Origin of the sequence: Rhodococcus sp. 05-2255-1e (assembly GCF_002259025.1) — a bacterium.
Taxonomy (GTDB): domain Bacteria; phylum Actinomycetota; class Actinomycetes; order Mycobacteriales; family Mycobacteriaceae; genus Rhodococcoides; species Rhodococcoides fascians.
In genome coordinates, this window is the sequence record NZ_NOZE01000009.1 from 103,735 (window position 1) to 125,297 (window position 21,563).

Genomic DNA, 21,563 nt, shown 5'->3' on the forward strand with positions numbered 1-21,563 from the left:
CTCACATCCGGAAAACGCCGTAGGAGACCGGCTCGAGCGGCGCATTGGCGCACGCCGAGAGTGCCAGTCCGAGAACAGTTCTGGTGTCGGCGGGGTCGATGATGCCGTCATCCCACAGCCGGGCCGTCGAATAGTAGGGGTTGCCCTGACTTTCGTACTGGTCACGAATCGGAGCTTTGAAGGCCTCCTGGTCTTGCTCCGACCACGGATTGCCCGACGCATCCAGTTGGTCACCTCGGACGGTGGCAAGGACGGACGCCGCCTGTTCACCGCCCATCACCGAGATCCGCGCGTTCGGCCACATGAACAGGAAACGCGGGGAATACGCTCTGCCGCACATGGAGTAGTTGCCTGCACCGTAGGAGCCGCCGATGACGACGGTGATCTTCGGAACGCGGGCGCAGGCCACTGCGGTGACCATCTTCGCGCCGTGTTTGGCGATGCCGCCGGCTTCGTAGTCTCGGCCGACCATGAAGCCGGTGATGTTCTGCAAGAACACCAGTGGGATGCTGCGCTTGTCGCAGAGTTCGATGAAATGTGCGCCCTTCATCGCAGATTCGGCGAACAGCACACCGTTGTTGGCGATGATTCCGACGGGATGGCCGTGGAGGTGGGCGAATCCGGTGACGAGTGTCTTGCCGTATTCGGCTTTGAACTCGTCGAATTCGCCTGCGTCGACCACCCGGGTGATCACCTCTCGCACGTCGTACGGGGTGCGTGGGTCGATGGGGACGATGTCGTAGATCTCGCTCTGGTCGACGATCGGGTCGCGGGTGGGAACGACATCCCATGGCCGCGGCGTGCGGGGCCCGAGGGTGGAGACGATCTTCCGGACGCGGCGCAATGCGTCGCGGTCGTCGTCTGCCAGATGGTCGGTGACTCCGGAGACCTTGGAGTGCAGATCTCCGCCACCGAGTTCTTCGGCGGTGACGACCTCGCCGGTCGCGGCTTTCACCAGGGGCGGGCCGCCGAGGAAGATGGTTCCCTGATTCTTGACGATGATGGCCTCGTCGCTCATCGCAGGCACGTATGCCCCGCCCGCGGTGCAGGAGCCCATCACGGCGGCGATCTGCGCAATTCCCTTGGCGCTCATGGTCGCCTGGTTGAAGAAGATGCGTCCGAAGTGGTCGCGGTCAGGAAATACCTCGTCCTGACGCGGGAGGAATGCGCCACCGGAGTCGACGAGGTAGATGCACGGCAGAGTGTTCTGCAGGGCGATCTCCTGCGCGCGCAGGTGCTTCTTCACCGTCATCGGGTAGTAGGTGCCGCCTTTGACGGTGGCGTCGTTGGCAATGATGATGCACTCTCGACCGGCCACGCGACCGATGCCTGCGATCACGCCTGCCCCGGGGCACTCGTCGTCGTACAGGCCGTTGGCCGCCAGCGGTGCGATCTCGAGGAACGGGCTACCCGGATCCAGGAGTTCGTCGACGCGGTCGCGGGGGAGCAGCTTGCCGCGGGCGATGTGCCGTTCCCGGGACTTCTCGCTACCGCCGAGTGCTGCCACGGCGAGCTTCTGGGAGAGCTGCTGCGTGAGTAGCTGATGATCTGCGCGGTTGGCAGCGGTATCGATCGCCATGAGATGCACGCCTTCAGGGGTTGGACGTCGGTGTCACACAGGGTTCAGTTAATGGTTGATAACTGACATGATAGTAAACTACGATTAACCGAGAGTCCAGGTTCGAGGGGGTGACAGTGCAGGAGATCGAGGTCAAGCCGGCCACTGTGCGTGAGCAACGCAAAGCCGAACGTCGGCAGCAACTGCTCGATGCCGCGGCCTCGCTGTTCGCCGAACGCGGGTTCGCCTCCGTGCGGCTCGAGGATCTGGGTGCAGCCGTCGGCATCAGTGGACCGGCCGTCTATCGCCACTTCCCGAACAAGGAGGCGGTGCTCGTCGAATTGATGGTCGGAATCTCGGAGTATCTGCTCGACGGCGGTCGCGAGGTGGTCGGCTCGCGGAAGGTCGATGAAGAGACGGTGTCGGCTCTGGTCGATTTCCACCTCGACTTCGCTTTCGAGACACCGGCTTTCATTCGGATACAGGATCGTGACCTGCAGAGCCTCCCTGAGGGTGCTCGCCGCAAGGTGCGCCGCATGCAGCGCGAGTACGTGGAACTGTGGGTGGCGACCCTGTGTGCCGTCGACCCGGAACTGAACGAATCCGATGCCCGAACCACGGCGCACGCGGTGTTCGGACTCATCAACTCCACGCCCTACAGCGCGGGCCGCACGCCGTCGCGCAATGCTCGACCGGTGCTTCGAGCAATGGCATTGGCGGCATTGGGGGTATTGCACTGACCTCAGCGCCCACAATTCGACTACGTAAGCGGGATTCCGCCTGCAGACACGAATTGTGGACACTCAGCACACCTACTGTGCCGTCACACAGGAAGAGCAAATCGTCGTTATCGGAGACAATGATCGACATGACGACCCAACTTTCGCCCGTCGAGATCGGCCGACGGCAGAGTCGATTCACTCGTGACGAGGTGCCGCGACTGCTGGCGATGGCCGGCTTCATCGCCGCTCTGCATGTGATCGGTTGGGGCCTGTTCACCCACTACGACTCGATTCCCAGCATCCACGGCCTCACCGGAGCCGACGGCACTCTCGTCTACGCCGGAGCCGGCGTACTGGCGTACACCCTCGGTCTCAGGCATGCGTTCGACGCCGATCACATCGCCGCCATCGACGACACCACCCGCTTTCTGCTGCAGAAGGGCAAGCGGCCGTTGGCCGTCGGGCTGTTCTTCTCGCTCGGGCACTCGACGGTCGTGTTCGTCTTCGTCGCTGCGATTGCCTTCGTCGCGTCGCAGGCGACGGCGTTTCAGGACGCGTTCGCCGGGGTCGGCGGCATCATCGGCACGTTGGTGTCGGGAACCTTCCTGTACCTCATCGCCGCGCTGAACATCGCGGTCCTCGCCGGCATCGTCGGAGTCTGGCGGCGCGCAAAACGCGGTGACGTCACCGAGGCCGGGCTCGACGAGCTGTTGGCCAAGCGCGGCTTGATGAATCGACTGTTTCGGGGCCGCTACGACAAGATGATCAACCATTCGTGGCAGATGTACCCGCTCGGCTTGCTGTTCGGACTCGGTTTCGACACCGCCACTCAGGTCGGTCTACTCGCGATTGCCGGCACCACCGCTATCGCCGGCGGGCTCCCACCGATGGCCATCATCGCGCTTCCGGTCCTGTTCGCTGCGGGCATGACCACGATGGACACCATCGACGGCATTTTCATGTCCAAGGCGTACGGCTGGGCGTTCGTGACTCCTGTCCGCAAGATCTACTACAACATGACGATGACGGGCCTCTCGGTCTTCGTTGCGTTGGTGATCGGGACGGTCCAGCTGCTGACGCTGCTTGCCGAGCAGTTCGAGCTGACCGGTGGCGTGTGGGACGCACTGGCCGTCATCGACCTCAACCTCGCGGGCCAACTCGTCGTCGGCACGTTTTTCGTTGTCTGGATCGGCGCGGTCGTGTATTACAAGGTGGCGCGCATCGACGAACGCGGTGGCGCACACTCGAACGCAACGGAGACCCAGTGATCGCTCGTCGTCGGATCGGTGCCCTTGCAGTAGTTACGGCGCTGGCGTCGAGCATGGCTTCTGGCCTGCTGACCGCCCCAGCCTCGGCTGCGCCGACGATCACTCAGAACATCGGCGACGTCGTCTCCAGTGGGGCTCTGCCGCAGGAATTCTGGATCCCCGGCTCGTCCTCGGCCGAGGTGCTCACCTACGTCACCACCGATACGTTCGGCGAGAAGGCCCTGAGCACCGGCACCGTCTTCCTTCCGCAGGGCACTGCGCCCGAGGGCGGTTGGCCGGTGGTCTCGTGGGCTCACGGCACCTCCGGGCTCGGTGACTCGTGCGCGCCCTCGGTCGCGGGACCGGCGCTGGCCGAACGAGATCTGCCGTACCTCGGTAACTGGCTCGCGCAGGGCTACGCCGTTGTGGCCAGTGACTATGCCGGCCTCGGCACCGAAGGATTGCAGGCATATCTGGACGGGCGGACCACGGCGCACAACGTGGTCGACATGGTGAAGGCAGGCCGCAACTACAGCGATCAACTCTCGCGCAAGTGGGTGACGGTCGGTCAGTCCCAGGGCGGCGGCGCAGCGATCTACACCGCGCGCTACGCAACCGAATTCGGTGGACCGGATCTGGACTATCGCGGCGCAGTGGGCACCGGAACTCCCGCGTACATCGAGAAGCTCGTCTCGATCGGTGGACCGGGGATGCCGCCGGTGGCGCTCCCGGCCGGTCTGACCGCGTACGTCGCGTACATCGTTGCGGCTCTTCGCTATTCGCACCCGGAGCTGGGCCTGGACAATATCCTCACTCCCGTCGGAAAGAAGTACGCTGATCTTGCCGAGACGGCCTGTGTCGCGGACCTCGAGGAGCAGCTCGAGGGTGTGAAGGTCGGTGATTTCTTCACTGCGCCGCTGGCCAGCCTGCCGAATTTCACCGCAGTACTCGACGACTACATGGCCATGCCCGAGGCCGGCTTCGACAAGCCGTTCTTCATGGGCCACGGGCTGCGGGACACCGATGTCCCGTTCCCGACGACCGCCGCGTACGTCGCCAGGCTTACCGCCAACGGTCAGCCGGTGACGTTCCGGCCCTACGACGCCGATCACAGCGGAGCGCTCGTCCAATCACAGGCCGACACTATTCCGTTCGTCGCAGGGCTGTTCCGCTAGGTCGCCGGTTGCTTGCTGGGCAGTCCGTATGCCCGGGCGGTGAATTTTTCGAGCACGGTGCGCGGCAGCAGTCGCTGCGCCATGAACACCGCGGGAGCGTTGCTGCCGACGGCATAGAGGGGTCGAGTCTTCTTGTCCTCGAGGGCTTTCAGGACCGTCTCGGCCACGGTGTCCGCCGAAATGCCCTGTGCCTCTTTGGCGTCGAGGTGCGAGATCACTGTCGTGAAATCGCGGAGATACGGCGAATGCGGTCCGCAGTACTTGGTGCGGCGGGCGGAGAGTCCGGTGGCGATGGAGCCGGGCTCGACGGTGGTGATGTCCACCCCGTAGGGCGCGAGCTCGAAGCGGGCCGCCGTCGAGAAGCCCTTGATCGCTGCCTTGGTCGCGGCGTACGACGAGCGATAGGCCAACGGGAAGCTGGCCAGCATCGAGCCGATGTTGACGACCTTGCCCCGACGGCGTTCGCGCATCCCCGGCAGCACGGCTTGCATGAGCTCGACGGCACCGAACACGTTGAGCTGGAACAGCCGGGTGACCGCCTCGATCGGAAGTTCCTCGATGGGGCCGCACTGGCTTTCGCCCGCATTGTTGATCAGAACATCGATCTCCACGTCGGCAAGTCCGTCGACGAGCGTCCGGATGGAGTCCGGGTCGGTCAGATCGAGATCTCGGTACTCGACGCCGGGGATGGGGTCGACCACGGTGGAACAACTGCGGCTCGTGCCGATGACGCGGTAGCCGCGAGCGAGCAGTAGTTCGGCGACGGCTTGGCCGATACCGGACGTGGCTCCGGTGACAAGTGCGGTGTTCATCTACGCCTCTTCGTTGCGGTGTTTCTGGTTCTCGGGGTGGCTACTGCCGCCGTGGGAGTGGTTCGATCGATTCTTCGCAACCTGGTGCTCGGAACTCGGGTGTGCAAGGCCGGCACCGACTTACCCGCCGCCATGACGGTTCGGTCCGGTCGTACGACAGCCGCTACCGCGTGACCGCGCCGCAACCACAGTCCGAGCTCGGAGGAGGCCGCGACCTCGACGACGACAGCGCCACGACGATCGACCTCGCGTCGCTGTTCGACGGTCAACGGGGTCGTCGAGACGAAGAGAAACTGTCCCGGCGCGATGCTGTCCAGTCGGGCGCCGTTGTCCAGGGAGCTGTTGGGGCACAGCGCGCCTACCACCGAACGGATCTGCGCGGCCGGACGCTGGACGAAATCGGAACGGGTGAGCGGAGGAGTGGCGCTGTCGGACACCTTCGCTCCGATGAGGGGCAGGTGGCCGAGAGCCGGTGCGAGCGTGGTGCGCAGAATTCCGGTCAGTCGACTGCCGCCGGTCATCGCCCAGCCCATGGCGACGGCCATCCGAATCATGGCTGTGGCATGGGCCTTTCGCTCGATTTCGTAACTGTCGAGTGCCGAATCGGAGACGTGCCCATCCAGGGCCCCGACGATCTTCCAGACCAGGTTGCGCGCATCACGCAGACCCGCGCCCATTCCCTGCCCGATGAACGGTGGAGTCAAGTGCGCCGCGTCGCCGAGGACGAACACGCGTCGATCCCGCCAGCTATCGGCGACCTGCGCCCGAAATGTGTACTCGGCGCATCGAATCAGCTCCATCGAGGGGTCGTCGACGTGCCGCAGCCACGGCGCTATGAGCGGCCGGACAGCGGCGAGATCCTCGAACTCGTCGAGGGTTTCGCCGTCGAGCATCCGAAATTCCCAGCGGTAGCGGGTGGAACCGATTCGCATGTACGTGGCGGATCGTTCGGAGTCGCACACCTGGTGAACGCCGTCCCACTGATCGAGTTCGGCATCGGTGGCGATATCGATCACCAGCCACCGTTGCGCGAACCCGAGGTCCTCCATCTTCGACCCGATGGACCGGCGCACGATGCTGTTGGCACCGTCGCACCCCAGCACGTAGTCCGCGGTCACCCAGTGTGGGGTGTCGTCCTCGGTGGATGTGTACGACACTCGGACAGTATCTTTCAGGTTCTGCACGTCGGTGATCTCGCACCCGCCGCGCATCTCGATCGTGTCGTATCGGGCGACGTGTGTGCGCATGAGACGCTCGAGGTCCGGTTGATCGAACATGTTCGCCTGGGGGTAGCCGTGCGGTCTGTCGTCGGGATCGCGCTCGAACTCGGCCAGGGTGCGCAGGTCCTTGGTGCACAGTCGCAGCCCACGGCCGGGACGTGAGATGCCGGCGAAATCCTCTGCGACACCGATGTCGTGCAGAATTCGGTACACCTCGTCGTCGAGATGTACTGCGCGCGGCTGCGGATAGACGTCGGCCCAGCGATCGAGCACCAGGCAGGGGATGCCGTACTGCGCCAACAGCAGAGCGGCCGTCATGCCCGTCGGGCCGGATCCGACGATGACCACCGGGTGGTGGGTGCCGTCGGATCCGCGTTCGGTCATCGGTACGAGACCCGGGTGCGCTGCACTCCCAGGTCGAGGGATCCGTCGGGGGTGGAGCACGTCAGTTCGAGAACGTCGCCGTCCTGCAGGAAGTCGGGATTCTTGGCCTGCTTCTTGAAGAACACCTCCCACTTGAGCGCGGGCGGGATCAGAGATCCGATCATCTCGATCGGCTTGGCCGGTGCCTTCAGCGCGGTGCCGCCGGGAGTGCCGGTGAGCAGCAGATCGCCTGCGTCGAGCCGCTGGAACTTGCTCAGCGCCTTCAGAGATTCGACGGGACGGTAGATCATGTCTGCGACGGTACTGTCCTGTCGGACAGTCCCGTTGACGCGCAGTGTCAGAGTCAGCTCGCCGAACCGGTCGAATTCTCCGGCCTCGAGAAGGAGCAGTCGTGGGCCGACCGGCGTGAACGTGGGGTACGACTTGCCCTCGTAGAACTGGGTTTTCGGTAATTGGACATCTCGCGCCGATACGTCGTTGGTGATGACGAGTCCGGCGACGTACTCGGCCACGTTGGTGGCGTCGACCTTGGTGCCGACGGTCAGCGTCTTGCCGAATACCAGGCCGATCTCGATTTCGTAGTCGAGGAGTTTCACGTGCGTCGGCTTGACGATGTCGTCGGTGGGGCCGCTGATCGAACCGGACGTCTTCCGAAAGAACGTCAGTGGCACCGTGTCGGGGTTCATACCCGAGTCCTTGACGTGTGAGACGAAATTGGTCATGTTCGCCACTACCCGGCATGGTGCGGTGACCGGGGAGACGAGCGAAAGCGTCTCCGCTGCAACCACATCGATGCCGGTACGCGCTGCGTCCACAGCGGCGCGATCGGCGAGAAGCTCGGCGGTCGTGGTTGCCGACGTGTCGATGCGCGACGCCCCGGCCGGGGTCTCGACCCACCAGGCGTCGGCGGTGCGTAGTACAGCGATGCTCATGAGGAAGCCACTTTCATCAGGCCGCGAAGGCGTTCGGTGTCGAACTCGTTGTCGGTGCGTAGGGAGGACAGGATCGATTTGAGCTCGTGCAGAGAGGCTTTGCTCGGGGCGATACCGAGAAAGTCCTTCGATGCCGGTGGGCCCCACTGGGCGAGGCCGGATGCCGTCATCGGTGCCCAGCCGGGTTCGAGCGAGCTGTCGAACATGTCGCCGTCGCTGAAATGCTCCACCAGGAAACCGTCGGGATCACGCCAGTAGTCGAAGATCTGACTGCCCTGGATGTGTCTGCCGATGCCCCAGGAGTGCTTGTACCCACGCTCGGTGAGGAATTCGCCACCGGCGGCGATGGCGTCGATGTCGGTCACCTGGTACGCCGAGTGCACGTAGCGATTCGACGGGCCGAGAGTCATGGCGAGCGTGTGGTGATCGGACGGGATGCTGCCCCGATCGCAGCGGATGAAGCTCATCACCGGTCCACGGTCGCGTTGGCCGTCGTAGTAGAGGAAATCGCTGACGATCAGACCCAGGTGGTGCAGGTACCAGTTCAGATTCTCCAGGTAGTCCACTCGCTGCAGCACCACGTGCCCGAGCCGTTGGACGCGCGCCGGCTGACGCGGGGGCCTCTGGGTGGCGTTGATCCGGTTGCGTGGATCGCCGAAGTTGTAGGTGTGTGCGTCCTGGCCCGGGAGTTCGGGATGTTCGGTGTAGCCCGACACGATCTGCACAGGCTGTCCGCCCGGATCGGTCAGAGTGACGGCGATGCCGCCGAGTGTGTCGGGTAGCCGGTGCACCTGCTGCCCGGTGGCATCGGCGAGGCGGACGACGTCGGCGTCCTCGGCGGCAGCGAACGCCGCGCCGACGAACCGCGTTCGTTTGCCGCGTCGGATGATTACGCACGGCGACCCGACGTGCGTGCCGCGCAGGTGAATTTCCTCGGACGTGCGCAGTGAGACGGTGAAACCGAACGCCAACGCGAATGCCTCGGCCTTGGCCAGGTCGGGTTTGCGGAACTCGAGCCACGCGATGTCGCGCACTTTGATGATCGGGTCGGCGGCTTTTCCCGGGTGTTCGCCTGGAAGCGCGCCCTGATCCACATGCATGTTCTTGTGGCCGTCGACGTCGTGTCCCATCAGCCCTCCCTCGTTGGTGACACTATCGTCACCTATGACTAATCGGTCAGTCAAGAGTGTTGACAAATTCGTCAGCGGTGAGGAAGGGTCAAGGCGGCGACAAATGCACTCAGGAGTAGGGACCATGACCGAAACCCCGAATCGCCTCGAGCGACGCAAAGCGCGCACGCGCGGTGCCCTGATCTCGGCCGCGCAGAGCTTCATCGCCCGCGGCGAATTGCACGTGCCGATTGCCGAGATCACTCAGGCCGCAGACGTGGGCATGGGGTCGTTCTACAACCATTTCGAGAGCCGAGAGCAGCTGTTCCAGGCTGCGGTCGACGGTGCCCTCGAGCTGTTGGGCATCTACCTGGACTCGTTGAGCGACGACGAGGACGATCCCGCGGAAGCGTTCACCCGGTCGTTCCGCATCGCAGGCCGGCTGTTCCGGCAACAACCGGATCTGAGCCGAGTGCTCATCCACTCCGGGCCGGAGTTGATCACCTCGGAGCACGGTCTCGGTCCGCGGGCCTCGCGTGACATCGAAGCCGGAGTACTGAGCGGGCATTTCCGCGTGCAGGACACCCAGCTGGCGCTGGCCCTGGCAGCGGGGGCACTGCTGGGCATGGGGCAACTACTGCTCGAACAGCCGGAACGTAGCGACGTCGATGCCGTCGACAACATGGCGCACAGCGTGCTGCTCGCCCTCGGAATGTCCGACGCGGATGCGCGCGAGCTGTGTTCGCGAACCCTGCCTCCGTTGGACGCGGTTCCCAGCGTCGACGCGTAACGGGGCCGTCCGGGTGTCAGCGCGCCCGGCTGTGTTCGAGGTCGCGAATGATATCGCCGACTGCGGTGTCACGCAGTAGCTTCCACTCCAGGATCGGGTTGAGGATCCCACGGAACCAGAAGTACGGTGCCCACGCTGCGGGCGCAATCAGCCGTGCTCGACGCGTACGGATCGCGTCGACCAGGAGGTCCGCCGCCCGTGAGGACGGGAGTCGGCGGCTCAACGGCCAGGGGAGAAATGCACCGATCCGCTGCCCCATCGGATCGTTGTCGAGGGTGTGGCGCGCCAGATCGGTGTCGACCACCCCGAAGTACGCCAGACCGGCCGATGCACCGACCGCTGCGAGTTCGATGCGTAGCGCGCGGCCCAGCTGTTCCACGGCTGCCTTGCTGACCATGTAGGCAGACCCGCCCATGCCGGGAGTGAATGCAGCACAGGACGATACGAGCAGAATGTGTCCACCACTGGTCACGATCTCGTCCGCCGCGGCGCGGACGATGGTGAGCACACCGCCGAAGTTGACCGCCATGACGGAGTCGAACACCGCGCGGTCGACGGTCCTGATGGTGGCAGGCGGCGGTGTGATGCCGGCGTTGGCGATCACGATGTCGATCCCGCCGAAGGCGCGCACCGTCGCCTGCACGCACTCCGTCATCGCCTCCGGATCCGTGACGTCCCCGGTCAACAGCAACACCCGTGCAGCACCAGCCGCGTCGGTCGGGAAATCTCGATCCACCACTGCCACGGACGCACCGGCGGCCACCAGTTTTGCTACGGTCGCGGCACCGATGCCGCGTGCACCGCCGGTCACCAGTGCGACCTTGCCGGTGAGGTCCATGTGGTTCTTCATGCGGACTCCTTGGTGACGGCGAGTGTGCCCGGCACATCGACAGTGGCACTGCGGCAGGAATAGTGGTCGAGTTCGATGGTCGACATACGACGGGTGAAGTTGCGTACCGAACCCGGCCAGTAGGTGACGTTGCGGCCCGATGGGCTCAGGTAGTAACTGCTGCACCCACCCGAGTTCCACACCGAACCGGCCAACCGTTCGTCCGTGTAGTCCGCGAATTCCGTTTGTGCAGTGCGGGTGACGTCGATTGCGGCCAAGCACTTGTCGTCCATCGCCCGCAGCGCTGCAAGAACGTAGTTCACCTGTGCTTCGATGGTGACGACCTGCGAGGTGTACACCACCGAATTGGGGCCGAGCACCATGAAGAAGTTCGGAAAACCGTGCACCGTCGTCCCTCGATACGACGACATCTCTCCGTCGGGCCAGGTCTGCGCCAACGACCGGCCGCCACGACCGACGATGCGCCGGAAGCCCGAATGCCCGGCGACGGTGAAACCTGTTCCGAGAACGATGGTGTCGACCTCGTGGATCGTTCCGTCGGTCGTGACGACGCCCTCGGGCACGACGCGGGAGATGGCGGTGGTCTCGACGGTGACGTTGTCGCGGCACAGGGCGGGGTAGAACTTGTTCGAGAACGTCGGCCGCTTGCAGCCGAATGTGTAGGTGGGAGTGAGCTTCTCGCGGAGTACGGGATCCTTCACCTGTCTGCGTAAGTGAGCCCGGCCCAGTGCGGTCAACGGCGTCAGCAGGGCGCGGTGCCGAATCAGGCCGGGCACCAGAGCTTCCTGGAACAGATCGAACGTACGACGCATGGCGCGCTGAGCCGCCGGAAACTTCCTGAGCGCGGATCTGCCGGACTCGGAGATGGGACGGTCCGGGTGGGGAAGGATCCACGTGGGCGTGCGTTGAAAAAGCGTCAGATGTGCGGCCGACGGAGCGAGTCGGGGTACGAACTGCACCGCCGATGCGCCGGTGCCGATGACGGCAAGACGCTTACCCTCGACCGAATGCTCGTGGTTCCACCGAGCCGAGTGAAAGACGCTGCCCGCGAACGAGTCCAGACCGTCGATACTCGGAGTGGCGGGTTCGCTGAACGGGCCGAGGGCTCCGATCAGAATCCGAGAAGTCCATGTTCCGCCGCTCGTTCGTACGACCCAGCGTGCCCGATCGTCGTCCCACGTCGCGTCGAGCACCTCGTGTCCGAACCGGATTCGATCCCGGATACCGAACCGGTCGGTGCAGTCGTTGAGGTACTGCTCGATCTCTGGCTGCAGCGGTACAGGCGGGTCCAGTCCGGGTTGGGTGCGAACGAGAACGAATACAGCGCCGAGGGAATGTCGCACTGGGCGCCGGGATAGGTGTTCACGTGCCACGTCCCGCCGACCGCGCTGTCACGCTCGAAGATCAGAAAGTTGCCGCGGCCTTCCTGTTCGAGCCTGATCGCAGCTCCGAGACCGCCGAAGCCGGCACCGATGATGGCGACGTCGATGTGCGGCGCGGCAGAGTCGTTGTCGGTCATGATGTGTGGCTCCTTCTACAGATCGAGAACGACGACGTCGCCGTCCACCGCGGCGCGTGAGACGCACAGGGTGAGTGAGTTCTCGCGTTCGGTGCTGCTCAGCACGCGATCGCGATGGTCGACGCGTCCGCCGGTGAGGCCGACGACGCAGGCACCGCAGAAACCTTGGCGGCACGAGAACGGCTGATCGGGACGGACTCGTCGGAGGGCGTCGAGGGCGGTCTCCTGTGCACCGACTTCGACGGTGTCGCCGGACCGTGCGAGCTTCAGCACGAACGGACGGCCGTCGACGACGGGGGCGGGCGCGAACAGCTCGGTGTGGAACTCTCGAACCGCGGTACTTCGGGTGGCCTCCTCGCGCAGCCGGCGCGAGAGTGCCGCGGGGCCGCAGACGTACAGTGCGGAGGATCCCGTCCCGAGATCGACGATGTCCGACGGACTCGGAAGTCCGTCCACGTCATCGGTTTTGATGATCACGTGACCGCGGGAGGTGAGAGCCGACTGCTGCAGTTCGGCGACGAACGGCAGGCTCGCGCGAGATCTCCCGTGGTAGTAGAGGGTCCACCGTGTGCCGTCGGCGACGGCGCGCTCGATCATGGACCGAATGGGCGTGATGCCGATGCCGGCCGCGACGAACAAGTAGTGCTCGGCGGCGGCCATGGGAAATGCGTTGCGGGGTCCACGGACTCGGAGGGTGTCTCCTGGAACGAGACCGTGTATCTCGGTGGAGGCCGCGCCGCCGGGGATCCTGCGGACACCGATGCGATATCGATCTCCTCCTGCCGGCCGACCTGCGAGCGAGTACTGCCGAACCGAGCCTGCCGGTGTGGTCACGTCGATGTGTGCACCGGGCAACCAGGTCGGCATTGCGCTTCCGTCGCTGCGACGCAGTAGAAGTGAGCGCACGTCCTCGGCCTCGTCGACGATCTCGTCGATGGTGGTCTCGAATTCGTAGCCGACGCATCGGCGCGGTCGCGCCGGGGAGAGAGCGGTCACGACGGACGAGTCGGTGACCAGTCTTGCGTACACCCGAGACGCCGCAGCGATGGCTCGGAGGCCACGGCCGGGGTCGGTCACCGTGATCTCACCCAGATGGCTGTGCCTCGAGGCTGTTTCGGTGGTCACTGCTGGGCCGCCAGTGCTGCAGGTGACGTCGCCAGGTATCGCACGGCCTTGTCGATGTCGCCCATCTTCGATGGGTGAAAACCCGGTCGGATGTACAGGGCGAGTTGGACGAACAGAAACGACAGGCCAGGTATCAGTTGCTTGCGGGATGCTCGTGCGAAGGCGAGAGGCCAGGGGGTGCGAAGTCGGCGCTTCCCGGTGCGCGGGGTGGCCACCGAGTTCTTGTACAGGTACGCGGCGGTGCTGAACCAGAGCACGGCCAACCCCGCGCTGGCTATCATCGCGGTGCGGGCGCGGCGAAACGCACCCCCGTCGACGTACTGGAATGCGTCGAAGGCAACGTTGCGGTGTTCGAGTTCCTCGGCCCCGTGCCAGCGAAGCAGGTCCAGCATCGTCGGATCGACACCGAGGCGATCGAATTCGGTGTTGTCCAACAGCCATTCGCCCACTACTGCGGTGAAATGTTCGGCTGCGGCGTAGATCCCGAGGCGCTCGTTCAGCCACGCTTTGCCTGCGCGGCCGGTGAGTCCGTGATCGCCGAACACGACGCCCACCGCGAATCGAATGCGCTGCAGGATTGGCTCGATGTCGACGCCGTGCGCGACGAGGTACGTACGAAAGCTCTCGTGGGAGGACGCGTGGGTTGCTTCTTGTCCGACGAATCCGACGACCTCCTCGTGCAGTCTGCGGTCGTCGATGTACGGGAGCGCGAGGGCGAACACGTCGGCCATCGCCCGTTCGCCCTCGGGCAGCACCAGGTGCATCACGTTCCAGAAGTGCGTGGCGTACCACTCGTGCGGAATGTACTGCAGCGGAACGCCGGTCCAGTCGAACGTCACTGCGCGGGCCACAATCGCGTAGGACTCGTCCAGGTGGCGCGCGTTCGGGTCGATCGCTCGGTCACGAGACATTCGAGCTCCATTCGTCGAGATGCTGATGCAGTGATGCTACATAGCAACAGATAGTGTTGCAATGTTGCATTCGACTATCGAGGGTGCCGTTAAGATCGGACGATGCATCCAGACGGTGACGACGGGCCGATCCTCGATGCCGCGTTGGAGTTGTTCGGTGAGGTCGGCATCCCCAGAACGACCATCGGGGACGTAGCCAAGCGCGCCAAGATCAACCGGGTGACGGTCTATCGCCGCATCGGATCCAAGGACGAGCTGGTGCGCGCGGTCATGGCACGTGAGTCGACGAGACTGTTCGTCGCGGTGGCGGCAGCGGCCGCCGAACAATCGTCTCGGGCGGATCGTGCCGCACACGGATTCGCGACGACGATCGAGTCGGTGCGAACCAACCCCGTCCTGCTCAAGATGTTCGACTCCGAGAGTGCGCTGGTACTCGAACAGTTGACGACCAATGCATCGACCCTGCTCGCGTCTGCCATAGACGCTGCCGCCCAGATCGCCCGGGGAGGGCTGGACTCGGACAGTTTCGCAGTACCCGACGCCCCGGAAATCGTGGTCCGCGTCGTGCATTCGATTCTGCTGACGCCGGCAGCGGGCGCTGCACTCGAGACGTACGACGATCTGCTGGCCTTCGCGCACCGCAGCATCGTGCCGTTGCTTGTCGGCGATGACCACCGCGGCTAGGAGTTAGGCTAGGCTGCCCAGTCATGCCTCGATTCTTCGTGTTCCACGGCCGTGCAACCGGCCGGATGAGACGTTCCGCCTCTGCCGGGCTGTACACGCTCGTCGGCGCACTCTCTCTGGCTCTGGTCGGATGCTCGAGCGCCACGTCGGAACCGTCCGGTCCAGCCGAGGCCGCCGGCACCAGGACGGTGCAGGACTACTTCGGCCCGGTCGAGGTTCCCGAGCGACCCGCCCGGGTCGTCGCCGCCGACCCCATCTCACTGGCCCTGATGCTGTCGCTCGAGGTGAATCCCGTGGCCGCGTCCTTCAACCCGCTGGCGCTACCCGCGCACGTCGACGAGCGCATCGGCGACATCGCAAACATAGCGGGTGAGGGTGGCGGCTTCGATCCCAACGTCGAGGGAATCCTGGCTCAGGACCCCGACCTGATCGTGGTGGTCGCCGGGTACGACGGCGAAGGCGAGAAGGCGTGGAACAAGGAGATCTACGACAAGCTCGCCGCCAGCGGAGTGCCGACCTACGGCTTCGCCTACAACGACGGGGTGTCGCTCGAGGACGTCTCGCACGGAGTCGCGGCCATAGGGGATGTGCTCGGAAAGCAGAGCGAGGCAACGGACCTCATGCAGAATCTGATGGACCGGATGGCCGCGCTGAAGCAGCGAGTTGCCGACGCGGACCTGGCCGACAAGCCGGTGTCCGCTGTTCGATTGAGCGAGCGCGGGGAGTACTCGATTCGCGTCGGAACGGGTGAGAGCATCGCCTTCCGTGGTCTGGGCATGGCGCAGCCGGAGGGTCAGCAGGATCCGAGCCTGTTTCGTATCGACATCACCGACGAGACGCTGAACACGCTGAACTCCGCCGACACCCTGTTCGTGTACACCGACCAGGGTGCCGACAGCGAACGGGACGCGATCAGTGCTGCACCGTTGTGGTCGACACTGCCTGCCGTACAGCAGAATCGGGTGCACTGGGTCTCGGCGAGCGTGTGGAATTCATCGGACCCGATCGGCCTGGGCACAATCATGGACGACATCGAAAAGATGTTCATCGAGCCGGCAGAGCAGAGCTGAAGGCCTCGTCATGGCCGGCCGACGTGACGAGGGCGGTTATCTCACAGCGGTAGTAATCGAAGCGAAACGCTTGTCGCCGTCGCTGATTCGCGTCGTGTTCGATGCTTCCGATGCGCGCGGGTTCGAGTCGAGTGGAGTGCCCGACGAAATCGTGCACCTGTACTTTCCGGCCGACGGAGAGGACGTACCGCCCGAGATGATCCGACGCGACGGCGTTCTCGCGCATCACGACGACGTGGTTCGTGAATGCCGCAATTACACCGTTCGGCGCTGGGACGGCGACCGGATCACGATCGACTTCGTGGACCATCTCGGCGGGGTGGCTGCGGCCTGGGCCCGCTCGGCCGAGCCGGGTACGGCGCTGGGGATGTGGGGAACTCGGTCGTGGTACGAGCCGCCCGCCGACACGGAGTGGATGTTGTTGATCGCCGATCTACCGGGGCTACCCGCGCTGTGCCGTGCCCTCGAACAACTGCCCGCGGGCCTGCGCGCGCATGCGATCGTCGAGGTGGCGCACGACGACGATGTACTTGAGGTTCGATCGGCTGCCTCGGTCACCATCGACTGGCGGGTGGCCGGAAACGGGCGCGCACCATCGCAACTCGTCGATGCTGTGCGCACGTTTCGAGTTCCGACGGGAAACGGGTACGTCTGGTTCGGCGGTGAGGCGTCGGCGGGTCGAGGCGTACGTAAGTACTTCCGCAGTGAGATCGCATTCCCTGCCCGCCGCATGGCCGTCGTCGGATACTGGCGAGACGACAAGGAAGCATGGATCGAACGCTATGAGCGGGTCGCCGATTCACTGATCGGCGACTACGAGCGCATCGCGTCCGCTGGCATGGGTGAGGCAGAGGCCGAGATCCACTGGGACGAGATTCTCGAGCGCGCCGGACTGTGACTCAGGGACTCGTCGGACGAGCATTCACCGTCGCGTGATCACAGAAACTGCGTCGGCCGATTCCTTGGCCACGTAGGCGTCACGCAGGTCGCGCTTGAGGATCTTGCCTGCTCCGCTCATGGGTAGCGCCGTCACGAACTCGATGGTGCGGGGAGTCTTGTACCCGGCAACGTAGGTGCGAGTGTGCTCGCGTAACTCGGCTGTCGTGGGTGAGAGTCCCTCGGCCAGAACGACACACGCATGAACTCGTTCACCCCACTCCTCGTCCGGAACGCCGATCACGGCGCAGGCCAGAACGGCGGGATGACGACTGAGCGCACTCTCCACCTCGGCGCTGTAGACGTTCTCGCCGCCGGTGATGATCATGTCCTTCAAGCGGTCGACGACGAACAGGAATCCGTCGGAGTCGAGGTAGCCCACGTCGCCGGTGTGCATCCAGCCGTCTCGAACGGCGGCCGCGGTCTCCTCCGGCTTGTTCCAGTAGCCCAGCATCACATGACCGCCGCGGACGCAGATCTCACCGACGTCACCGGTGGCGAGCTGCTCGTCATCCGGGCCGAGGATGCAGATCTCCGAGTGTGGGGCTGCGCGTCCCGCCGAGCCGATACGTTGTCCAACATGATGTTCCGGCCACAGCAGAGATGCGACCGGCGCGAGTTCTGTCATGCCGTAGGCCTGCGTGAGGCGGGCCTGCGGAAGCCTGGCAAGGGTCCGTTCGAGAACACCGGCGGAGATGGGGGATCCTCCGTAGAGCACACGGCTCAGTGACGAGGTGTCGAACTCGCTCAACGTGGGGTGGTCGACGAGCAGCTGAATCATGGTGGGAACCAGCAACACATCGGTGACGGAGTGCTGTGCGATCGCGCCCAGTACCGCTGTCGGTTCGAAGAACGGAACCATGACATGGGTGCCACCGAGCATGACCTGCCCTACCCATGCAGCCAGATCGGCGAGATGGAACATCGGTGCGGCGTGGAGCAATACCGACGCGTCGTCGAGCAGCTGTCCGGTGGCCACCGTCCCCAGGCCGGAGGTCACCAGATTCGCGTGGGAGAGCATGACGCCCTTGGGGAATCCGGTGGTGCCGCCGGTGTAGAAGAGGCCGGCCAGGGCGTCGCCGCTGCGTCGTACATCGGGAACGGGATCGTGGGATGCCACCAGATCCTCGTACGACACCATGCCGTCAGGGGTGGAGCCGTCCCCGCAGTAGACGACGGTCGCCAGGTCGGGACACGACGCGCGTAGAGCCGGAACCATCGCGCCGAAGGTGTCGTCGACGATGAGTACCTGGGTGGCGGAGTCGTTGAGTGCATACGCAACTTCGACGGGTGACCACCGAATGTTGACCGGATTGAGCACGGCATCGGCCCACGGGACCGCAAGCAAGTACTCGGAGTAGCGGTCACTGTTGAACGCCAGCATTGCCACTCGATCGCCGCTCTCGACTCCGACGGAATGCAGACCGGCCGCCAACCTCGCCACACGATCGATCTGTTCCGAGAAGGTGCGCACGCGATCGCCGAACACCGTTGCAGCGCGATCGGGCGTGGTGACTGCGGAGCGATGCAGGCCTTGAGTGAGATACATGGCGAGGTCCCTTGTGCGAGAGGGGGCGCGGTACGCCCGAGTGAATACGGTCACAGTTCCACCTTGTTGGCGTGGTGTCAATAGTGAAGCCGTGGGTGATCGACGGGATGTGAACCGTGAAAAGGATTGCCCAGCTACCGTTCTGGGGCGTCGTCGAGAGAGCGTGCGGTAGAGAGAACGGTGACGAGCACGTCTGTCAGAAGTGTTTCCACCTGGTCCCGGGTCAGCGTGCCGCGCACCAGCCACTCGCGACCTGCCGCCTTCACCATGCCGCCGAACGCCCGCACTGCCGACGTTGCGATGCGTCTGTCGCCGCGGTGTGTCTCGAAAGCCGTTGCGTCCAAGACACGCTCGGCCGCAAGGTCGTCCGCCTCGTCCAGAATCTGCGCCACCTGCTGGTCCACGCCCGAGCCGCTCGCCACCGACACCCACGCCGTTCCGTGTGCCTCGATGACGCCCACCAGCCAGTGCACACTCCCGCGAGCCCTCTCCTCGACCGAGCCCGTGGGCAAGTGCACGTCCTCGATCGGCGGCACGGTGACCAGGAAACGTACACACTCGAGGTACAGATCGCGTTTGCTGCCGATGTAGTGATGAATGAGCCCGCGTGCAACACCCGCAGCCGCAGCCACGTCGGCCATGGAGACCTCGGCGTACGGCTTGTCGCCGAACAAGCGAACGGCGGCGGCCAGGATCTGGGTCCGTCGCTCGTCCGGTTCCAGTCGATTCCACTTGGGTGTGCTTGCAGCCGGCATGGTTGTCATGATCGCACCGAACCGAGCGAGCGCGATCTCAGAGGTACCGCTCGGTGCGCGCTCGCAGCGACCTTGGTACGACGAACCTGTCGCCGTACCGCGCCCGCAGCTCGTCGGCTCGGCGCACGAATCCCGGGAGACCGCCGTCGAACTGATTGACGAACTGCAGCACACCGCCGGTCCAGGCGGGGAAGCCGATACCCAGAATGGAACCGACATTGGCGTCGGCGACGGTTCGGAGAACGCCCTCGTCGAGGCACGCGACCGAATCCAGTGATTGGGCGACGAGCATGCGATCCATCATGTCCTCGAACGGAATTCCGTGATCGGGGCGGTGGTAGTGCTCCACCAGGCCCGGCCAGAGCCTGACCTTGCTGCCGTCCTCGGCGTACTCGTAGAACCCGCGCCCCGCCTTGCGGCCCGGACGGTCGAACTCGTCGACGAGGCGATCGACCAGGGCGTACGAATTCGAGACGATCCAGGGGCGACCGTCGGCGCGAGCGGCCTCGGCCATGCCCTCGCGGATGTGCCGCGACAGGGTCAACGAAATCTCGTCCATCAGAGCCAGTGCGCCGGACGGGTAGCCGGCCTGGAGTGCGGCCTGCTCGACGGTGGCCGGATGCACGCCCTCCGCGACCAGCGAGATCGCCTCGTCCATGAATCGGCCGATGACGCGGGTGGTGAAGAAGCCGTGACTGTCGCCGACGACGATGGGTGTCTTGCCGATCAGGCGGACGAAGTCGAATGCGCGGGCAAGAGCGGAATCACTGGTGTGTTCTCCCACCACTATCTCCACCAACGGCATCTTGTCGACGGGGGAGAAGAAGTGCGTGCCGATGAAGTCGCCGGTCCGCGAAACAGACTGCGAGAGTGCGGTGATGGGGAGGGTGGAGGTGTTCGAGCACAGCAGCGCGTCGGCGGTCAAGTACTTGTCGACGGCCTCGAAGGCACCCTGCTTGACGGCGGGATCCTCGAACACTGCCTCGACGACCAGGTCGCAACCCTCGGCGTCCGCCGCGTCGGAGCTGGGGGTGATGAGCGCGAGCACCGCATCGGCATCGGCCTGGCTTGCGCGGCCTTTCTCGACAGCTTTACCGAGAACCGAACGTGCATAACTCTTCCCGCGCTCGGCGGATTCGATCGAGACATCACGGAGGATCACCGGAACCCCGGCCGAGGCGACGACGTAGGCGATGGCGGCACCCATCATTCCGGCCCCGATCACCAGCACTTTCTCGGGAACTCGATGTGGTTCGGCCGGAGGGCGGGAAGCGCCTTTGGTGATGGAGCCGAGATCGAAGAACATCGACTGGATCAGGTTGCCCGAGATCGGCCCGCAGGCGAGCGACGTGCAGTAGCGGGTTTCGACGAGCGAGGCGGCCTCGAAGTCGAGTACCGATCCTTCCACTGCCGCGGCAACCACTGCGATGGGGGCAGGCATCGGCGCGCCCTTGACCTGTTTACGCACTGTTGCCGTGAGTGCCGGCAGCTGCGCGGCCACAGCCGGTGCTGACGCCGTACCGCCGGGAATCGTGAATCCCGCTCTGTCCCAGGGCTGGAGTGCCCCGGGATTGGCGGTGATCCAGGAACGTGCCTGCGCCATCATCTGCTCGTGGGTGTCGACGACCTCGTCGATGAGTCCGAGTTCGAGGGCCTGCGCCGGCCGATATCGCTGGCCCTGGCCCACCACCTGTGTCAGAGCCTTGACGATGCCGAACATCCGAACCGTTCGGGTGACGCCACCGGCCCCGGGCAGCAACCCGAGTGTCACCTCGGGCAGCCCGAATCGAGCCTTGCTGTTGTTCAGGGCAATTCGATGATGGCAGGCCAGGGCGATCTCGAAGCCGCCGCCGAGTGCGGTGCCGCCCAGTGCGGCCACCACTGGCTTGCCGAGCGTCTCGAGCCGCCGAAACTTGTCCTTCGTGAAATCGAGCGCACCCGCGATGGCTGCATGGTCGGACGGACCGGCGTCGCGCAGCAATTCGAGGTCGCCACCGGAGAAGAACGAATCCTTGCCCGACGTGACGATGATGCCGTCGTACGCATCGAGTTCGGTCTCGAGCCAGTCGACGGTCTGCTTGAGCGATTCACCGAATGCCGCGTTCATGGTGTTCGTGGAATGCGCAGGATCGTCGATCGTCAGCACGACGATACGGTCGGTACCGATCTCGCCGGTCATGGTGGGAGTCTGTAGAGCAGCGGATGTGGTCATCGA

General features: G+C 64.7%; 19 protein-coding genes and 1 pseudogene. 7 read left to right on the forward strand and 13 right to left on the reverse strand.

The window, feature by feature from the left end; genetic code table 11:
* Position 1: 1 nt before the first annotated feature.
* Positions 2-1,579 carry a carboxyl transferase domain-containing protein gene (locus CH262_RS03795; RefSeq protein WP_094716931.1) on the reverse strand — a complete coding sequence of 526 codons (1,578 nt, stop codon included), beginning with the start codon at positions 1,577-1,579 and terminating at the stop codon, positions 2-4.
* Positions 1,580-1,689: 110 nt separating this feature from the next.
* On the opposite strand from CH262_RS03795, the gene CH262_RS03800 reads away from it, so the two are divergent.
* The 3 genes from CH262_RS03800 (at position 1,690) to CH262_RS03810 (ending at position 4,702) form a co-directional block, all read left to right on the forward strand.
* The gene (locus CH262_RS03800; protein ID WP_094716932.1) at positions 1,690-2,298 is read left to right on the forward strand and encodes an SACE_7040 family transcriptional regulator; all 609 of its coding nucleotides are present in this window, start codon (positions 1,690-1,692) and stop codon (positions 2,296-2,298) included.
* 128 nt (positions 2,299-2,426) lie between these two features.
* Positions 2,427-3,548, forward strand: a complete 1,122-nt coding sequence (locus CH262_RS03805; RefSeq protein WP_094644231.1) for a HoxN/HupN/NixA family nickel/cobalt transporter — start codon at positions 2,427-2,429, stop codon at positions 3,546-3,548.
* Positions 3,549-3,601: 53 nt separating this feature from the next.
* A complete protein-coding gene (locus tag CH262_RS03810; protein ID WP_143547081.1) occupies positions 3,602-4,702 on the forward strand; it encodes an alpha/beta hydrolase family protein in 1,101 nt (366 codons plus the stop codon).
* Here CH262_RS03810 and CH262_RS03815 read toward each other — a convergent pair.
* The 4 genes from CH262_RS03815 to CH262_RS03830 are packed head-to-tail and all read right to left on the reverse strand — an operon-like array spanning position 4,699 to position 9,180.
* Positions 4,699-5,514: an SDR family oxidoreductase gene (locus tag CH262_RS03815; protein WP_094716934.1), complete on the reverse strand. Its 816-nt coding sequence runs from the start codon at positions 5,512-5,514 to the stop codon at positions 4,699-4,701. The genes CH262_RS03810 and CH262_RS03815 overlap by 4 nt on opposite strands.
* Positions 5,511-7,118: a bifunctional 3-(3-hydroxy-phenyl)propionate/3-hydroxycinnamic acid hydroxylase MhpA gene (gene mhpA, locus CH262_RS03820; RefSeq protein WP_094716935.1), complete on the reverse strand. Its 1,608-nt coding sequence runs from the start codon at positions 7,116-7,118 to the stop codon at positions 5,511-5,513. The genes CH262_RS03815 and mhpA overlap by 4 nt, the downstream gene beginning before the upstream one ends.
* Positions 7,115-8,050 carry a fumarylacetoacetate hydrolase family protein gene (locus CH262_RS03825; RefSeq protein ID WP_094716936.1) on the reverse strand — a complete coding sequence of 312 codons (936 nt, stop codon included), beginning with the start codon at positions 8,048-8,050 and terminating at the stop codon, positions 7,115-7,117. The genes mhpA and CH262_RS03825 overlap by 4 nt, the downstream gene beginning before the upstream one ends.
* On the reverse strand, positions 8,047-9,180 hold the full coding sequence (locus CH262_RS03830; protein ID WP_094716937.1) for a VOC family protein: 1,134 nt from the start codon (positions 9,178-9,180) through the stop codon (positions 8,047-8,049). Before CH262_RS03830 ends, CH262_RS03825 begins: the two co-directional genes overlap by 4 nt.
* Before the next feature lie 124 nt (positions 9,181-9,304).
* On the opposite strand from CH262_RS03830, the gene CH262_RS03835 reads away from it, so the two are divergent.
* Entirely contained in the window at positions 9,305-9,949 is a 645-nt protein-coding gene (locus CH262_RS03835) for a TetR/AcrR family transcriptional regulator (protein ID WP_094716938.1), read from the forward strand.
* A 16-nt stretch (positions 9,950-9,965) separates the two neighbouring features.
* Here the strand turns inward: CH262_RS03835 and CH262_RS03840 are convergent, their stop codons facing one another.
* The 5 genes and pseudogenes from CH262_RS03840 to CH262_RS03855 all read right to left on the reverse strand — a co-directional run bounded on the left by CH262_RS03840 (position 9,966) and on the right by CH262_RS03855 (position 14,354).
* Positions 9,966-10,799: an SDR family NAD(P)-dependent oxidoreductase gene (locus CH262_RS03840; RefSeq protein ID WP_094716939.1), complete on the reverse strand. Its 834-nt coding sequence runs from the start codon at positions 10,797-10,799 to the stop codon at positions 9,966-9,968.
* On the reverse strand, positions 10,796-12,172 hold the full coding sequence (locus CH262_RS03845; RefSeq protein ID WP_306436769.1) for a flavin-containing monooxygenase: 1,377 nt from the start codon (positions 12,170-12,172) through the stop codon (positions 10,796-10,798). The genes CH262_RS03840 and CH262_RS03845 overlap by 4 nt, the downstream gene beginning before the upstream one ends.
* A pseudogene (locus tag CH262_RS28060) lies at positions 12,133-12,318 on the reverse strand (FAD-dependent oxidoreductase); the annotation flags it as partial. The gene CH262_RS03845 and the pseudogene CH262_RS28060, both read right to left, overlap by 40 nt.
* Positions 12,319-12,333: 15 nt before the next feature.
* Positions 12,334-13,443, reverse strand: coding sequence for a PDR/VanB family oxidoreductase (locus CH262_RS03850; protein ID WP_256988702.1), 1,110 nt, complete (start codon positions 13,441-13,443; stop codon positions 12,334-12,336).
* On the reverse strand, positions 13,440-14,354 hold the full coding sequence (locus CH262_RS03855; protein WP_094716940.1) for a metal-dependent hydrolase: 915 nt from the start codon (positions 14,352-14,354) through the stop codon (positions 13,440-13,442). The genes CH262_RS03850 and CH262_RS03855 overlap by 4 nt, the downstream gene beginning before the upstream one ends.
* 102 nt (positions 14,355-14,456) lie before the next feature.
* On the opposite strand from CH262_RS03855, the gene CH262_RS03860 reads away from it, so the two are divergent.
* Genes CH262_RS03860 through CH262_RS03870 form a run of 3 tightly spaced genes read left to right on the forward strand, consistent with a single transcriptional unit; the run spans position 14,457 to position 17,006 of the window.
* Complete coding sequence (locus tag CH262_RS03860) at positions 14,457-15,038, forward strand: TetR/AcrR family transcriptional regulator (RefSeq protein WP_032368713.1); 582 nt, start codon at positions 14,457-14,459, stop codon at positions 15,036-15,038.
* Between the two features lie 23 nt (positions 15,039-15,061).
* Positions 15,062-16,108: an ABC transporter substrate-binding protein gene (locus CH262_RS03865; protein WP_094716941.1), complete on the forward strand. Its 1,047-nt coding sequence runs from the start codon at positions 15,062-15,064 to the stop codon at positions 16,106-16,108.
* Between the two features lie 10 nt (positions 16,109-16,118).
* The gene (locus tag CH262_RS03870; RefSeq protein WP_094716942.1) at positions 16,119-17,006 is read left to right on the forward strand and encodes a siderophore-interacting protein; all 888 of its coding nucleotides are present in this window, start codon (positions 16,119-16,121) and stop codon (positions 17,004-17,006) included.
* A gap of 24 nt (positions 17,007-17,030) precedes the next feature.
* On the opposite strand, the gene CH262_RS03875 is transcribed toward CH262_RS03870, so the two are convergent.
* From CH262_RS03875 to CH262_RS03885, 3 genes are all read right to left on the reverse strand, one after another.
* Entirely contained in the window at positions 17,031-18,593 is a 1,563-nt protein-coding gene (locus CH262_RS03875) for an acyl-CoA synthetase (RefSeq protein ID WP_094716943.1), read from the reverse strand.
* A gap of 134 nt (positions 18,594-18,727) precedes the next feature.
* Positions 18,728-19,357: a TetR/AcrR family transcriptional regulator gene (locus CH262_RS03880; protein ID WP_306436770.1), complete on the reverse strand. Its 630-nt coding sequence runs from the start codon at positions 19,355-19,357 to the stop codon at positions 18,728-18,730.
* A gap of 28 nt (positions 19,358-19,385) precedes the next feature.
* Positions 19,386-21,560, reverse strand: a complete 2,175-nt coding sequence (locus CH262_RS03885) for a 3-hydroxyacyl-CoA dehydrogenase NAD-binding domain-containing protein (RefSeq protein WP_094717350.1) — start codon at positions 21,558-21,560, stop codon at positions 19,386-19,388.
* Positions 21,561-21,563 lie beyond the last annotated feature (3 nt).

Bases quoted from the DNA above. Each gene is read 5' to 3' on its own strand.
- CH262_RS03795 (WP_094716931.1), bottom strand. From the start codon at position 1,579: ATGGCGATCGATACCGCTGCCAACCGCGCAGATCATCAGCTACTCACG.
- CH262_RS03805 (WP_094644231.1), top strand. From the start codon at position 2,427: ATGACGACCCAACTTTCGCCCGTCGAGATCGGCCGACGGCAGAGTCGA.
- CH262_RS03810 (WP_143547081.1), top strand. From the start codon at position 3,602: ATGGCTTCTGGCCTGCTGACCGCCCCAGCCTCGGCTGCGCCGACGATC.
- CH262_RS03815 (WP_094716934.1), bottom strand. From the start codon at position 5,514: ATGAACACCGCACTTGTCACCGGAGCCACGTCCGGTATCGGCCAAGCC.
- mhpA (WP_094716935.1), bottom strand. From the start codon at position 7,118: ATGACCGAACGCGGATCCGACGGCACCCACCACCCGGTGGTCATCGTC.
- CH262_RS03825 (WP_094716936.1), bottom strand. From the start codon at position 8,050: ATGAGCATCGCTGTACTACGCACCGCCGACGCCTGGTGGGTCGAGACC.
- CH262_RS03830 (WP_094716937.1), bottom strand. From the start codon at position 9,180: ATGGGACACGACGTCGACGGCCACAAGAACATGCATGTGGATCAGGGC.
- CH262_RS03835 (WP_094716938.1), top strand. From the start codon at position 9,305: ATGACCGAAACCCCGAATCGCCTCGAGCGACGCAAAGCGCGCACGCGC.
- CH262_RS03840 (WP_094716939.1), bottom strand. From the start codon at position 10,799: ATGAAGAACCACATGGACCTCACCGGCAAGGTCGCACTGGTGACCGGC.
- CH262_RS03855 (WP_094716940.1), bottom strand. From the start codon at position 14,354: ATGTCTCGTGACCGAGCGATCGACCCGAACGCGCGCCACCTGGACGAG.
- CH262_RS03860 (WP_032368713.1), top strand. From the start codon at position 14,457: ATGCATCCAGACGGTGACGACGGGCCGATCCTCGATGCCGCGTTGGAG.
- CH262_RS03865 (WP_094716941.1), top strand. From the start codon at position 15,062: ATGCCTCGATTCTTCGTGTTCCACGGCCGTGCAACCGGCCGGATGAGA.
- CH262_RS03870 (WP_094716942.1), top strand. From the start codon at position 16,119: ATGGCCGGCCGACGTGACGAGGGCGGTTATCTCACAGCGGTAGTAATC.
- CH262_RS03875 (WP_094716943.1), bottom strand. From the start codon at position 18,593: ATGTATCTCACTCAAGGCCTGCATCGCTCCGCAGTCACCACGCCCGAT.
- CH262_RS03880 (WP_306436770.1), bottom strand. From the start codon at position 19,357: ATGACAACCATGCCGGCTGCAAGCACACCCAAGTGGAATCGACTGGAA.
- CH262_RS03885 (WP_094717350.1), bottom strand. From the start codon at position 21,560: ATGACCACATCCGCTGCTCTACAGACTCCCACCATGACCGGCGAGATC.